16 protein-coding genes are annotated in these 13517 nt (G+C 42.4%); 1 reads left to right on the plus strand and 15 read right to left on the minus strand.

Annotated elements, in window-relative coordinates:
• The 10 genes from CHL74_RS10970 to CHL74_RS16280 all read right to left on the minus strand — a co-directional run.
• The coding region (locus CHL74_RS10970) for a site-specific integrase (protein ID WP_094881193.1) at positions 1–964 on the minus strand (964 nt) is incomplete at its 3' end.
• Between the two features lie 27 nt (positions 965–991).
• A complete protein-coding gene (locus CHL74_RS10975) occupies positions 992–2164 on the minus strand; it encodes a site-specific integrase (RefSeq protein ID WP_094881194.1) in 1173 nt (390 codons plus the stop codon).
• Between the two features lie 198 nt (positions 2165–2362).
• Entirely contained in the window at positions 2363–2770 is a 408-nt protein-coding gene (locus CHL74_RS10980; RefSeq protein WP_094881195.1) for a DUF4134 family protein, read from the minus strand.
• 87 nt (positions 2771–2857) lie between these two features.
• A complete protein-coding gene (locus tag CHL74_RS10985; RefSeq protein WP_176452238.1) occupies positions 2858–3169 on the minus strand; it encodes a DUF4134 domain-containing protein in 312 nt (103 codons plus the stop codon).
• Positions 3170–3191: 22 nt separating this feature from the next.
• Positions 3192–3605, minus strand: a complete 414-nt coding sequence (locus CHL74_RS10990) for a hypothetical protein (RefSeq protein WP_238405100.1) — start codon at positions 3603–3605, stop codon at positions 3192–3194.
• A 344-nt stretch (positions 3606–3949) separates the two neighbouring features.
• A complete protein-coding gene (locus CHL74_RS10995; RefSeq protein ID WP_254923280.1) occupies positions 3950–4867 on the minus strand; it encodes a toprim domain-containing protein in 918 nt (305 codons plus the stop codon).
• A gap of 103 nt (positions 4868–4970) precedes the next feature.
• Positions 4971–6023 (minus strand): AAA family ATPase, encoded by a 1053-nt coding sequence (locus CHL74_RS11000; protein WP_176452239.1) that lies wholly within the window; start codon positions 6021–6023, stop codon positions 4971–4973.
• Positions 6024–6066: 43 nt separating this feature from the next.
• Complete coding sequence (locus tag CHL74_RS15855) at positions 6067–6213, minus strand: hypothetical protein (protein ID WP_176452240.1); 147 nt, start codon at positions 6211–6213, stop codon at positions 6067–6069.
• A 9-nt stretch (positions 6214–6222) separates the two neighbouring features.
• Positions 6223–6561: a helix-turn-helix domain-containing protein gene (locus CHL74_RS11005; RefSeq protein WP_094881200.1), complete on the minus strand. Its 339-nt coding sequence runs from the start codon at positions 6559–6561 to the stop codon at positions 6223–6225.
• Between the two features lie 173 nt (positions 6562–6734).
• A complete protein-coding gene (locus tag CHL74_RS16280) occupies positions 6735–7154 on the minus strand; it encodes a hypothetical protein (protein WP_254923281.1) in 420 nt (139 codons plus the stop codon).
• A 93-nt stretch (positions 7155–7247) separates the two neighbouring features.
• On the opposite strand from CHL74_RS16280, the gene CHL74_RS16285 reads away from it, so the two are divergent.
• Positions 7248–7445: a hypothetical protein gene (locus tag CHL74_RS16285; RefSeq protein ID WP_254923282.1), complete on the plus strand. Its 198-nt coding sequence runs from the start codon at positions 7248–7250 to the stop codon at positions 7443–7445.
• Positions 7446–7750: 305 nt separating this feature from the next.
• Here CHL74_RS16285 and CHL74_RS11015 read toward each other — a convergent pair whose 3' ends face one another.
• The 5 genes from CHL74_RS11015 to mnmE form a co-directional block, all read right to left on the minus strand.
• The gene (locus tag CHL74_RS11015) at positions 7751–8125 is read right to left on the minus strand and encodes a helix-turn-helix domain-containing protein (protein WP_094881202.1); all 375 of its coding nucleotides are present in this window, start codon (positions 8123–8125) and stop codon (positions 7751–7753) included.
• A 14-nt stretch (positions 8126–8139) separates the two neighbouring features.
• Positions 8140–8838, minus strand: coding sequence for a hypothetical protein (locus CHL74_RS11020; protein ID WP_094881203.1), 699 nt, complete (start codon positions 8836–8838; stop codon positions 8140–8142).
• 166 nt (positions 8839–9004) lie between these two features.
• Positions 9005–10186, minus strand: coding sequence for a site-specific integrase (locus CHL74_RS11025; RefSeq protein WP_094881204.1), 1182 nt, complete (start codon positions 10184–10186; stop codon positions 9005–9007).
• A gap of 89 nt (positions 10187–10275) precedes the next feature.
• Positions 10276–11784 carry a helix-turn-helix domain-containing protein gene (locus CHL74_RS11030; protein WP_094881205.1) on the minus strand — a complete coding sequence of 503 codons (1509 nt, stop codon included), beginning with the start codon at positions 11782–11784 and terminating at the stop codon, positions 10276–10278.
• 329 nt (positions 11785–12113) lie between these two features.
• On the minus strand, positions 12114–13514 hold the full coding sequence (gene mnmE / locus CHL74_RS11035; protein ID WP_094881206.1) for a tRNA uridine-5-carboxymethylaminomethyl(34) synthesis GTPase MnmE: 1401 nt from the start codon (positions 13512–13514) through the stop codon (positions 12114–12116).
• Positions 13515–13517 lie beyond the last annotated feature (3 nt).

A 13517-nucleotide genomic window follows, 5' to 3' on the forward strand; every position in this document is an offset into this window, starting at 1 on the left:
TGGCTATCCTTTTAAGGGCTGCATCCACATTAGCCTTGGCAGGAAGGTGAAACACAAAATCATCATCGCCTTTGGGTGGCATCCATGACAAGGCGGTATTGCCGATTGGTACGGCATTGAGAGCCTTTGTTTTCTTTTGGACGATTACAAGCGTGTTCGTTTCCTTGTTTCTCTTGATGTCACTCCACCGCAGAGCCTTGATGTCGCTGATACGAAGTCCTGTCAGACTGGCGAAACCGAAAGCTCTCTGTGCTTCTACAACTCCTGGACTTCTCTCATCTGAAGCCATGAACCTTTTCAGTTCATCGGGAGTGAGATACTGCTTATGTGATGTCTTTGGCTTGGGGAAGATGTCTGACTTCTCCAACTGGTAGAAAGGGTTAGCCTTTAACTTACCGAACTTGACAGCCTTGTTGAACACCGTCACTATGCGCTGTTGAACATTGTGAAGCGAGCCTTCACACAAAGGCTTGGCATCAACTCGTACATACTTCTGTGGTACATAGTCGTTCTTCAACCAAAGAAAGAATGCCTTGAACCATTCCTTGTCGAACTTCCTCAGAGTGATGTGAGGTCTGCGCTTGTTGGCAAGGAACTCGCTCATTAGGTATTTCAGATACTTTGATTGGTCAACAATAGCCTTGGAGTAGTCTGTATTGTCGCTCATCCAGTCGATGTAAGTCTGGATCCAGTCCAAGACTTCGGGAGACTCGTCATTGGGGATTTCCTTCACAATCATCAAGTGACCTACCTCTGGGATGGTTTCTGGATGAAGAATACGCTCTGCCCTTATCTGGTGAACACGTTGCAATGTTTCTTCGTTTCTTGCTTTGGTCTCTGCATCAACCTCCGGCAACAAATAGAGGGAAAGAAATTCAAACTTGCGCTTGCCACCATCGTAGATGTCAAGATACAAGCTTATGTTGTCGTTGGCAAGTGCCTTTTGTCTGATAGTTATTGTCATGTCTCTATATGTTTTGTTGTCAATGATTTATGTGAACATACCGTCAATGAGGTTAATGGCTTCCTCCTTCTTCTTATCCACGATTTTAGCATAGATTTCCGTGGTCTGAATGTTGGAATGTCCCATCAGCTTGCTTGTGGTAAAAAGGTCTGCACCGAGCGTGAGCATCATCGTTCCGAACGTGTGCCGTGAGCAATGGAATGAGATATGCTTCTCAATGCCAGCCGCTTCCGCCCATTTGCGGAGAGCTCTGCCTATAACGGTCTGTGTGGTTGGTATATCAAAGAAAGGAATTTCATTTCCTCTTGGCTTTGGCAACCACCGTTTAGCCTCTTCCGAGAGAGGTATTATAACTGGCTTCTCCGTCTTTTGCATTTCCATGTCTATGTATTCGCCCTTTCCGTCAGCGGTCTTGAAGATGTGCATCGGAGCAAGACGGTACATGTCGCTTAATCGCAATCCTGTAAAACAGGCGAAGATGAAAGCCTCCTTGACTTCTGGACGGTAACTGTCCGTAGCCATGAGGGTGCGAAGTTCCTCAATGGTCAGATACTCTTTCTTGCCGTCCTTGGGTTGGATGCGTTCACGTGCATCAAGTTCCTTCATAGGGTTGTTGCGGATAATGCCTTGTCGCACAGCGTTGTTGAGTGCGGTAGAGAACATTCCGAGGTATCTGCTTGCCGTATTCTCGCTGATAGGTCTTGGCTCGCCATACTTGATATGGGAATTTGGGAAGTTACGCAAGAACTTCACATATCCACGGCAGAACTCCGCATTGACCTCTTCAAGCGAAATGAAGCCTTTATTGGTCTCGTCAAGATACTTCTCCACAGTGTGCATCATTTCCACACGGCAATGGAGCGTTGACTTCTTGATGCCGACACCACCTTCACAATACTTCTTTATCCATGTGGTAAGAAGCATCGAGCCTTGTTTTACTGTCTCCCAGTCCTGTATGCCGTGACCATGAAGGGCTTTGATGCGCTCTGCCTTGATGCGTTCTGCAACCGCCATAGTCTGCTTGTTCTGTTCCTTGCAGACGGGGTTGATTTCGGGGACGAGGTAGAGTTTTAGATACTCATACTTCCTCACTCCCTTATAGTAGATGTCAAGATAGATGCTCTTGTTGCCATCTGCGAGCGACTTCAACCGAATTTTAATCGGCTCTTTCAGCTTTACTTGTTTCTTTGGTCTTGCCATGATGTATGAAGTGTTATTTTGTTTTTGTATTCTGCTACATTGGAGGGTCTTTCTCCCTCTTGTTGAAAGTTCATGTCAGATATGGTTTCCTATGCTGACATTTACTTTTCTTTCTCTTCCCTTACTTCGGAAAACTGATGTAAAGATAAGAAAATAAACCGAGAAACGAGAAACAAAACAGAAACAAGAAACAGTCTTTTATGTCTTTTTAAGAGTGAGTTTAGCAAACATCGGAAAATTCAAATAGTCGTATAAAGCATTGATACTTAGCGCATTTACTTTTATTTGCTTTCTTGTCTTTTCAAACGCATTTTTAAGGACTAAGATATTCTTGACATCCTGCTCCTCATTGTTCATAGCGATGTAAACGCTGATAGCACCCACAACAGCAACTACACCGGCAATGGCGTAGCAGAGCTTAACCACAAAAGGTACATACTTGGCAATCTCCTCCGTCACAGTTGCGAGGGCATCTGTTCCGGCTGTGTAATCACCAGCTGCGTTCTGTGCATAGGTCGCCAATGTTCCACAGAAAAGGAGCATGGCGAGCGTCTTCATACGCTTGGCACTGAAAAGATTCTTTGCGAAATTCTTGATTTTCTTCATTTGATTTCTTTTGATGTTACTTAAAAAAAATACACTCATTTATCTCTCCTGCAGGTTGAGATGTTTTGTTATCCTATCTTTTTTACCTTATACAATATTATAACCGAAGAATGCAGGGAACAGGATAGTTGCTCCTATCATGAAAAGGCAGGCTCCAATCAGCATCATGATGGATTTGGTTACGTCACCTTCGCCCGTATTCATCTTTATATAGATTTGCAAAACTCCTATGATAGCTACGATGGCAGCTATGGCATACACCAAATAGACTACATAGAGCATCATTGTTACCGTAAAGTCATGAGCATTGCTCAGTGCGTCTGCTCCCCAGCTATAATCGACACCTCCGCATTTGGCTGATGCCAACATTGGCTGGAAGAGCATGACACCTATTAACATTATGGCAAACAAAAGATTGTGTTTACAGCTTATCTCTGGCATTCTTCTTTTCTATTTTTCGGGTGTTGTGCTTATTGTTGAGATTCTGCATAAACTCATCTGAGAGGTAACTGCATTGTGGCACTGGATCTATGTGCTCCAAAATCTCATCGTTCTTCTCGTTGAGTTCTTCACTGGTCACGGTATGTGACTGTGGCTGTTGCGATTGCTCTTCACCAGAAGGAGGTTGCGGATATGGCACGTTTCCTGTCGGGTTGACAACTCTGAGTCCATCATCCGTGATTTGCTCCGTGAAGGTCATGTCACCCTCGTCAGGACCCTCGTTGCGTTCTTCGATTGCAACTGGCTGTTCCTCATTGGTCAAATCACCTACATCATAGGTCTCTTCTTCTGTTTTCTTTTCATCCTTCTTTCCATGTAGGTCTAAAGTGATCATTACTGCAAAGTACACTACATACACAAAAGTGAGGACGAGCGCAAAAATTACGAATCCTGACATTTTCAATCTGAATTTTATTTGTTATTTTTATTGTTATCATACTCGGAACTTACATCCGACGAGTCGGCGTATTTCCCAAAAACAGTGCAAAGGAACATATATTTGTGCGATAAATGAAAAAACAGAGCTAAAACCGTTTCAGTCTTAACACAGATTATAAAAGAAGTATGATAATTTTTTAATAATCATACTATAAAATATCGAAAGGGCGTATAATACAAAAAAGGAGACCCTCTCGAAAGAGAACCTCCTGAATGGTCAGTGATATGGCATTTGGGACACTATTTGGGTGGTTTGATGATACCATTGATTACATCATTAACATCTTTGTAGTTGGCATATCGATGGGATTCATCTATCACTTTATCCTGATAAGCAACTTTTATCTTCTCTACAGTCTTTGCACCTGCATCATCGTTGTCCAGATAACAATGTATAAGAGTGTATTCCTGCAGGTATGGCAGCAGAACCTTGATGTTACTGACAGAGTTGAGAACGAAGTAGTCGCATTCATGTGGCAGGCAAAGCTCATTTCCTGTTATCCATCTCTTGATACTGGCATATGTCAGCATATCAAAGAAACCTTCAAAGATGCAGCATTCTTTGTGTAGCTCATTGTTTGGTCTGATGATTGAAATCGACTTTTTGCCAATGCTTCGTTTGCTGTATTTGTTCCTTGCTTCCATTCCACCCTCGATATTCTCAAAGGCTATGGCATAGTAACTCTTGTCATAGATACGATAATGTACTTCCTTGCAATACTCTTTGGCAATGTCATAGTCTATGCGTCTCTGCAAAATGTAGTCTCTGAGATAAGGATGACTGAGGCCTACGATACGCTCAATGATGGTGTTGTTTTCTTTTGCCTTCTCTCGCTGAGCAACTTGCTCTTGTTTCCAGGCTTCCTTTCTCTCATCTTCCTTCCTTTGGGCTTCATAATCCGCAGAATATTGAAGATGGTGCTCTTTTATCTTCTGTTCCAGATAGGTCAGAACTTCATGGTTGTTCCAGGAAGGATTCATCTTCTGAACCAGGTTGATGAGATTGCCACCTTCGCCTGCACCAAAGTCGTTCCATAGATTCTTCTTGGGACTGACATTGAATGAAGGCGATGCCTCAGTTCTTAAAGGAGACAGATACCAATAGTTCTCCTTTAATATATATACATGATGGTAACCCTGTGATTCCAGGAACTGCACAATGCTGACTGATTTGATTTCTTCTATAGTCATGCTGTTACATATATTATGGGTACATATTAGTTTAATATATATATACCCGGTTAAACTTAAACTTATAAACTTACTTGGACGGAAACAGAGTAGGGTGATAATGGTAGCCGTCTTTCTCTTTTGTTATCAACTTTCGTTCATTGAAAATCTTCAACATCTCCTTCACGGCATTATCACCACGCTTGTAACCTTCTTCGGCATAAGCTTCACCCAGAGCCTTTACCAGATCGACGTATCTCTGTGGGGTACTCTTGGAGAAAATCTTTTGAAGTACCATCGTATGAACATCGTCTGGCAGAGAGGTGAGCGGCTTGTCTTTGGGCTTGACAACAGTGACATGATAACCGACATCAAGTACAGGCAGAGAGTTATCGTCAATGTGGAATGCCCAGCTCGAAAACTCTTTGTCTCGCATATGCATGGGTCTTACCTCACTGATATTGGCATCCTGCTTGTTCTTGCTGATAATCAGCACCGTTTCTGCCTTGTTTTCCAACTCTGTACCAATATGACCACGAGTGTTGTTGTCATTCTTGTTAAGGTGTAGTACGCAATGGATATGCAGATCATACTTGCTCGTCCATGCCATCAGCATCGTCATTACGTCTGTAGACTCCTTGGCATTGTTGATGTCGTACATGAGATCTCGCAAACCATCGATAATGACAAGTCCCACACCATCAAATGTTCTTAGCGCATAATCTATAAGGGCTATGCGTAGAGTAGGAGTGAACTCTCTTAGTCCATAGAATTTGATGCGCTTGTCTTCCTTGTTAAGGCTGAGTCCTGCCAATCGGTAGATTCGCTCAACAACATTGTGGCAATGATAGCGACTCTGCTCCGTATCGAAATAGAGGATCTGTCTCTTTCCTTCAGGAAAACTTGCCCGGTAGTTGAGCACAGTGGAATTGGTTAACGCTGCTGCTACCATCGCCGTGATGTTGAACGTCTTTTTACTCTTTGCCTTACCAGTTGATGCGCTGAAATTTCCGAAAGTGGCAATGGTACAGTCACCGACCCATAACACCTGGGGTGGTACGGGCGGTTTTTCTGAAGCTTTTATCTCTCCTTGTCTGAGATAGCTTTCCAGTTCACTGTCGTTGAAAGCGCTCTTGCACAGCATGCCTACTTCCAGGGAACCTGCTGCAGACTCTTCTTTCTCACTTTTACTGTTTCTTCCTCTTGCTGCCATTGCTTCTTTCATTTTGATTTCTACACTTTGAGGGGTCAATCACTATCTCAGACTTTTCCAAGAGAGCCGTCAGTTGGACATCAGAATAAACTCTGGTCTTGTTTTTCTTTCTGTCTTTCATAACGCTTCTCTATTTGTTGGCGCTGTCCTTTCGTGCCGGGGTGATATGGTTGTTGCGCATCCATTTCAAAAGTTCCTTCTTGTCGAAATAGATGGTTTTGCCCTGTGGCTTGTAGTGAGGGATCTCCATGTTCATGGTGAGCTTGTATATCTGTGACTGCGAAACGCCAAGATACTCCGCTACCTCGGTGGTGGTGAGCATCTCCTTGTTTGAGAAATATCTTTCCTCAATCTTTGAAAGACGCTCGTTAAGAGCCTCAGGTTCTACTGAAGTGAGTTCCTTTACTCTCATTTCCAAAAGTTCAACTCTCTTGGCAAGTATGTTCATATCAATTTTACTATTTCCCATTTTCTTAATACTTTTATTGTTAGACAATAAGGGGGCTACCCCCGAAACTGAATCGATTCGGGGGCAAAATTACCCCAATAAAATCTAATACAACCGACCTTACTCCTGACACTCGGAAGTGTCAGGGGGGATGTAAGGAGATTTTTCTTTTCAGTTGTTTAACTTACTTTACTTCATCGCATTTCTTTCAGTTGTTTTGCAAAATCCAGAAACTCCCCATTTGGGAACTTTGCAGATGAAGCCTTCAGTTCACTAAGTCGGCTGCTGATAGCACCTCGCTTGGATGCCTTTCCCGTACTCTTAGGGATGAGCAGCTGATTGTCCGCAATAAGTGATACCCAGTTGTGGGGAATCATCTTCTCGATAGACAAAGCATACAGCAATTGAAGTACCTGTCGCATGTTGACTACAACCAGAGATTCTTCCAACGCACATTTGAAGAATCCGTCCATCGTTTCTTCATCGATACCATCTACAAAGAAATTCGACTCATTGGCGAATTTCGTAATGAGTCGAATCTGTTCTGGAGTGAATGAAGCAAGAATACGAGGGCTTTCAACCACAACTTCAATGTGGTTGAACTCATAAAACATTGTCTCAAAGTCTCCTTTCTCAAATGAGGACTTGGTGAAGTACTTGGTGACAAGGTCTTTTCTGGTTGTAAGCAACTCATACAAGCTGAATACATGCTTGAAATGGTTGCGGACGATCTGCTCCTCGGAAGAGAAGACCGGGAGGTGATAGCTAACAAAGTCGTTGACATATCTGTCATACAACTTGCCATCGTTAAGGATTTCCGACTTGTACTGCTCGTAAGCAGCACGATAGAGTGTCCAAAGCTCATCTTTGGAAAGCTCAATCTCTTGTTTTGGACAATGATCTGAGCATTGTAAACACAAAAAGAGAGAGCACAGAGGAATTGTTCTTCTGACTCATATTACTTTTTGTTAATGAATAAATTTGAAATACGCCTACTTAATGAAGCAGGCGGAAATGTGTATTTAACTTGACTGATATTTGCTATGTAAGTCATCATTTCAGTGCAAAGATACACTAAAATTGTGCAGTCTATCTGCATTCAGTATAAAAAATAACATCAGTATGATTATTTAGACTGTTATCAAAAGAAAAGCCTACATTAGGGAATATCCAATGTAGGCTTCTGAATTATAGGCATTTATCTGTCCTGTCAAATTCTTCGTCTTGGTCTTTTGCTGAGTATCTGATTAATCTCCATGGTGCTGATTGGAGCCTCTATCTTGCAGCCAGATTCTAACCATTTGATAAGGTCATCTCTAAAGAAGGTGTATTTCTTACCCTTCTGATTGACAGGGATTTCACCGTTTTGTATGTAAGTGTACATAGTGGATTTCTTGATTTTAAGAAACTCACATGCCTCCTTCACATCCATCGGAATATGATCTGATAGGGAAGGTCTTTTAGTCCTGCGCACTTCTTCTCGAATCAGTTCCATAGACTGGTCAAGAAGATCGAATCTTTTTAGAATCTCTGACAATACTTCCGGTATGTCATTGAATGTTATTTGTCTTTCTTCGTTCTGCATATTGAAAACTTTCTTTATTTCTGATGATGAAATTGATAATCATTGTAATCGGGTACATCTATCTCAATTACGCATTTGCCCTTCTGTCTCAATGTACGTCTCATGCTTTCCACTTCAACATCCTGGAGTTCGGTAGGAAAACATAGCTTTATGAAGGTAGCTCGTTTCTGACCGCTCCAGCCAAGGCGTTCTCCAATATTCCAGGAGTAATGCCTGATGTCGAGAGTATTCAATGTTCCATTTGTTTTCACTGGAACAATACATGATTCAGGGATGTCATACAGTTTTATGTTCTGACACAGCATCTCCAAGTACTCATCTGTCATATATGGCGAAAGTACAGAGTAAGTGTAGTCTTTGACTGCATCATATTTTGAACTTTCAAGACTATACTGCCTGTTGCGATAGCGTTCACGCATTTCTTCTGCTTTCTCCACATCCGAGATGGATGGTTCGTTGGAAGAAATACTGTTGTTGATCACGATGTCTCTCACCGCTTGCGGCTTACGCAAGCACATGAATGCACAGACAATGATGGCAAATGATATATAATAGAATATCATCGGCAAAGAGAAACCGAAATCAGAGTCGGAAACTGTCACCATCAGGTTAGCAATCGCTCCATGTATTCTTGGAGCGACTACTACCATAACGATGGTGAGCATATTCGAAATGAGGAGAATCAAGAAGTTCTCTTTTAACTTTTTAATCATTGCAATTGTTACTTTTTGGAGTTTTTGTGTCTGCAAAGATATAGAGAATCTTGCTATTTTCTACTATTTCGTATCAACAAAATGCGTCTCTTAAACACTATTTATTATTCTGTATTTCAATGCTTTAAGCGATATTTTATTTTCTCTTATTTGCCGTATTATAATCTTATTTTCTCTTATTTGCTTTTGGGCACATCTTGCTTTCTGTTGGCTTCTCGTCGTCTTTCACGTTCGTTAACGTAATTCTGCCTGCTGCCTCACGTGTTTTTGGATTTGCATGAGAAGCGTAGATCTGCGTTGTGCTGACATTTTTATGGTTAAGCAGATGCTGAACTGTATAGATGTCTGTACCAAGTTCGAGCTGCAACGAGGCATACGTATGACGGAAGCAATGGAAGGTGATATGCTTTTCGATACCGCACTCTTTTAGCCAGTTCTGCATCACACCATACGTCATAGTACGTTTGAAACCTTGGAAGATATATGTTCTGTTGGTCTTTGGATGGATTAGAGCATACGCATCATCGCCAATTGGAACCTGGGTCTGGCATTTTGTCTTCACGCAAATAAAATCCAGATAATATCCACCATCAGCATAGCTACGGATGTTTTCCCATTTCAATCTCAGGATGTCGCTGATACGGAGACCAGTCAGACAAGAGAACAAAGCTGCCTTTCGAACCACCGGAATAGAACATTCAGTGGCATACATTCTTCTAACTTCCTCCAATGTAAGACTTTGCTTCACTGGCGTTGTACATGAAATGTTTTCCAACAGGCTGGCAAGATCATCTGTCAGTCTTCGCTCACGGTATGCCTTTGTCAAGACCTGCTTGAACACATTCCAATAGGCTGATGCCGTATTTCTGGAAATAGACTTCTTGATAACATGTCCACCTCTTGATGACACTTTGGTATCAAGGAGATATTCCATATACTTGTTACAATAAAGAACATCAAGCATCTCAAATGTACATTTGCCTTTACAGAACTTCTCGAAATGCTTGTAGGCTGCATCACACTTCACATAGTTGCGATTGACCATATTTCTGAAATATCCGAGAAAGTCCTCCTTCAATCTGTCACGGTTGAAGAAATCATACTTCTCATCGAGAACATCAATGTACACCTTACAACGAATAGCTTCTGCCTTAGTGAGAATCTTGTCGTTGTAGAGCTTCTGCTGCTTGTTGGCAGGATCGGCATAAATGTACATGCCAAGTGAGCGACGGCGTATCAACTCCATCGTCTCCGGGTCTCTATATCCTGGCCAGAAGTCCAGGAAAAGTGACTTTGTTCCGTTGCGTCTGTCACGCATACGGAGCTTAACGGTTTTACATACTTGCATAATATATCTGATTTTTGTATTAATAAAATTCGTTTGCAAAATTCTTAAATGATACTACATTGACAGCAGTAAAGAGAAAGTAAATCATACTATTCAGTATAATCTGTTTTCAAATCATCATTTTTGAAACGTTTTTCCATGAGTCTGTCGAATTCTTCTTTTCTAAAGAACATGAATTGCCCCTTCTTTACTTTAGTGACTTTGTAATGCTTGACGTAATAATGAACAATATCCTTTGTCATTCCATACTTCTTCATTGCTTCTTCTACGGAATAGTAGCGTTCTCTCCCTTCGAAATATCCAGTCTTCAGCGCCTGGATGTGCTGCTTTGAATAGTAGGTTACTCCATATTCAACTTTTGAAGGTATCTTATGCCTGTGGATGAATGAACGTACTGCGTCATGCGTCATCTTGTAGGTATCTCTCATCTCTTCAGGAGTGATCCAGTCATTTATATCCGCATACTTATGCTTTTGATTATACAGGATGTCAATGGCCTTCTTCTCATAGAAGTTGAAATTTTTAAGAGCTATTTTAGGAGTTTTGTTCTCTCTGGTCATCACACCGACATGCTTGATGGTAATCTTGAACATTTCTGCCACTTCCTCAGTTGAGTAATATCCTTCTGGAGTAGGAGGACATGCTCGCTCCTGTGCTTTTGGTTGGAAGATGACACGTTCTGTTCCATCCAGGTTCTCCACTTTCTTGGTGTTGCCCATTCGCTGTTGAGTAATCTTGTCGAAGTCGGTTCTATAGATCATCGTGAACTTACCTCGCTTCTCTGTCCTTACATCATAATTTTTAAGAGTGTAGCTAATCTGATCCTTTGTTAAGCCATACTTTTCTGAAATCTCTTCGTAAGTGTACCAGTCCGGATCTACCTCATTGCCTTTTTGCTTGATACTATCGATATGTATCTTTGAGTAATAGGCTTTACCATTTCTATTTACCCTTGGTACCTTGTGATAGGTTACAAAACTCATAGCGTTAGTTCGAGTCATACCATACATCTCCATCACCTGATCCATTGTATAGTAGTTGTCGAGATCGATTTCTTCAAGAAGGTCTGCAAACTTTGCATCAACTGCCTTTTTACTGAAGAAGGTGTTACGTCCTACATAGACTTTTGGAATACCCAAACGGTCACAGCGTCCCCATACGGCCTTGCGACCGATATTATATTTCTCCATGATTTCACGCAAAGTATAATACTCCTGGTCATCTTTGCGTTTATAGCTTTTCTTCTTGTATGCACCAGCTTCCTCAAAGTACTTATCAAGATCTTCACGACGAACATATGTCTTACGTCGTAGTCTGACAGCTTTGAGTGTTCCAGAGTAAAAGCATCGATACACAGTAGTAACACTAACACCAAGAAGAAATGCGACATCTGAAGGTGTCAAGAAAGGTCGAGAAGCGATTTCCAGACTTTGCAAATTCTGAGCATCGTCCTTCTTACTTTCTCTTGCTTTTTTCTTTTTCTCGGCTTCTTTCTTCCGATGCACAACACGAGCACACCTCTTGGAGCAATACTTATTTGTGATTTTGGTAGCAATGAACTCTTCACCACATACCTCACATTTTCTTAAAATCCTCATTTTTGTTTGCTATTTAGTACCCTATGAGTCCCCCTAATTCTTTTGCAGCAATTTTCACGTTTTTGCAGCAATTTTCATGATGGTGTCCAACATGAGAAATGTCGGTCACTGGAAAGGTTTGCAGATTTTGCAATTAGTGTCCAAAAATAGAATTTTGGCTTTCCATTTGATCACAGAATTGAGGGCCACGAATGAAATTTGAGCCAAAAATACACCAAAATATTGGTTTCAGCAAATTACAAATGGAATGTGTTAAGACGAAAAAAGCCACCTAAGTAGGTGGCTTGCAAGCAGTTATAAAAATGTTCGTTTTAGAGCTGTCCAGGGGGTTACTTTCCGATGCAATAGGAACTAAATATTGAATTTAAAGTTTCTTGCGGGGTTATGCGCTCTTCGCCCGTTATTTCGGCAAGGTGTTCGATGACCATGCGAAGATCTTCGGCGAGGAGATCACCACTAAGGCCGAGGTTCATGGAAGATATGACGCGCTGTAGGGATTCGTCGGCTTGGAGTAGGGCAGAGTAGTGGCGTGCTGAAGTGATGACGATGTCGCTTTCTGATATCTGAGGAATGTTGGCGGCTTCTACTATGAGTTGTTCAAGAAGGGGGATGTTGGTGCCGTATTTGGCGCTTATGTCTACAGTCTTGTATTCTATACCTGATAACAAAGCGGATAACAGGTCTGATTCTGCAATCGACGAATGGATGTCTTGGTCGATTTTGTTTCTTACGACAATAAGTTTCTTGCCTTCCACACGCTCCTTTATGTCTTCAGTCTCTGCTTCGGTGGGTTGCTGATCGATAAGCCAAAGCACTATCTTCGCTTCCTGCATCTTTTGGTATGTTCGCTCAATGCCGATATTCTCAACGATGTCGTCGGTATCGCGAATTCCGGCCGTATCGACAAAGCGGAACTGTATGCCATTGATGATTGTGGTGTCTTCGATGAAGTCGCGTGTGGTGCCATGTACGTTGCTAACAATGGCTTTCTCCTCATGTAGGAGGCTATTGAGCAGAGTACTCTTACCTACGTTAGTATTTCCCACGATTGCAACGGGGATGCCGTTCTTCAGGGCATTGCCTACTTCAAAGGAACGGGCGAGCGAGATGAGGCGTCGGTGGATATCGTTGGCAAGGGCGTATAGCTCGGAGCGGTCGGCAAACTCCAGCTCCTCATGATCGGAGAAGTCAATCTCCAATTCCAGAAGCGATGTCAGCTTAAGGAGATGCGCACGCAGTTCGGACAGTTCGTTGCTGAAATGTCCCTTCAGCTGGCTAAGTGCCATATCGTGAGTGGCTTTGTTTGTGGAGCTTATAAGGTCGGCTACTGCCTCCGCCTGCGATAGATCCATCTTGCCATTGAGGAATGCACGTTGTGTGAACTCTCCTGGGCCGGCAGGCTGACAGCCGTTCTGCGTCAGCAACATCATTACCTGGCTGAGCACGTAGGACGATCCGTGGCAGGAAATCTCCACAGAGTCCTCACCTGTATAAGAGTGTGGAGCACGGAAAATGGAAACGAGCACTTCGTCCACAACTTCTTTTTCTGCATTGACGATATTGCCGAAAGCGAGAGTGTAAGCCTTGCGTTGGGACAAAGAGAGATTTGAGCCGATAGGACAGAAAATCTTATCTGCTATACTAATTGCTTCAGGGCCTGATATGCGGATAATGCCAATCGCACCACCTGAGGCGGTGGCGATGGCGCAAATGGTATTGTTGTTGAGCATGTA

The organism is Prevotella sp. 885 (assembly GCF_002265625.1).
GTDB lineage: Bacteria > Bacteroidota > Bacteroidia > Bacteroidales > Bacteroidaceae > Prevotella.

Bases quoted from the DNA above. Each gene is read 5' to 3' on its own strand.
- CHL74_RS11030 (WP_094881205.1), bottom strand. From the start codon at position 11,784: ATGAGGATTTTAAGAAAATGTGAGGTATGTGGTGAAGAGTTCATTGCT.
- CHL74_RS10975 (WP_094881194.1), bottom strand. From the start codon at position 2,164: ATGGCAAGACCAAAGAAACAAGTAAAGCTGAAAGAGCCGATTAAAATT.
- CHL74_RS11000 (WP_176452239.1), bottom strand. From the start codon at position 6,023: ATGCTGTGCAAGAGCGCTTTCAACGACAGTGAACTGGAAAGCTATCTC.
- CHL74_RS10990 (WP_238405100.1), bottom strand. From the start codon at position 3,605: ATGATCACTTTAGACCTACATGGAAAGAAGGATGAAAAGAAAACAGAA.
- CHL74_RS11005 (WP_094881200.1), bottom strand. From the start codon at position 6,561: ATGGGAAATAGTAAAATTGATATGAACATACTTGCCAAGAGAGTTGAA.
- CHL74_RS11015 (WP_094881202.1), bottom strand. From the start codon at position 8,125: ATGCAGAACGAAGAAAGACAAATAACATTCAATGACATACCGGAAGTA.
- CHL74_RS16280 (WP_254923281.1), bottom strand. From the start codon at position 7,154: ATGTTTTATGAGTTCAACCACATTGAAGTTGTGGTTGAAAGCCCTCGT.
- CHL74_RS11025 (WP_094881204.1), bottom strand. From the start codon at position 10,186: ATGCAAGTATGTAAAACCGTTAAGCTCCGTATGCGTGACAGACGCAAC.
- CHL74_RS10985 (WP_176452238.1), bottom strand. From the start codon at position 3,169: ATGTTAATAGGTGTCATGCTCTTCCAGCCAATGTTGGCATCAGCCAAA.
- CHL74_RS10980 (WP_094881195.1), bottom strand. From the start codon at position 2,770: ATGAAGAAAATCAAGAATTTCGCAAAGAATCTTTTCAGTGCCAAGCGT.
- CHL74_RS11020 (WP_094881203.1), bottom strand. From the start codon at position 8,838: ATGATTAAAAAGTTAAAAGAGAACTTCTTGATTCTCCTCATTTCGAAT.
- CHL74_RS16285 (WP_254923282.1), top strand. From the start codon at position 7,248: ATGCTTGAAATGGTTGCGGACGATCTGCTCCTCGGAAGAGAAGACCGG.
- mnmE (WP_094881206.1), bottom strand. From the start codon at position 13,514: ATGCTCAACAACAATACCATTTGCGCCATCGCCACCGCCTCAGGTGGT.
- CHL74_RS15855 (WP_176452240.1), bottom strand. From the start codon at position 6,213: ATGAAAGACAGAAAGAAAAACAAGACCAGAGTTTATTCTGATGTCCAA.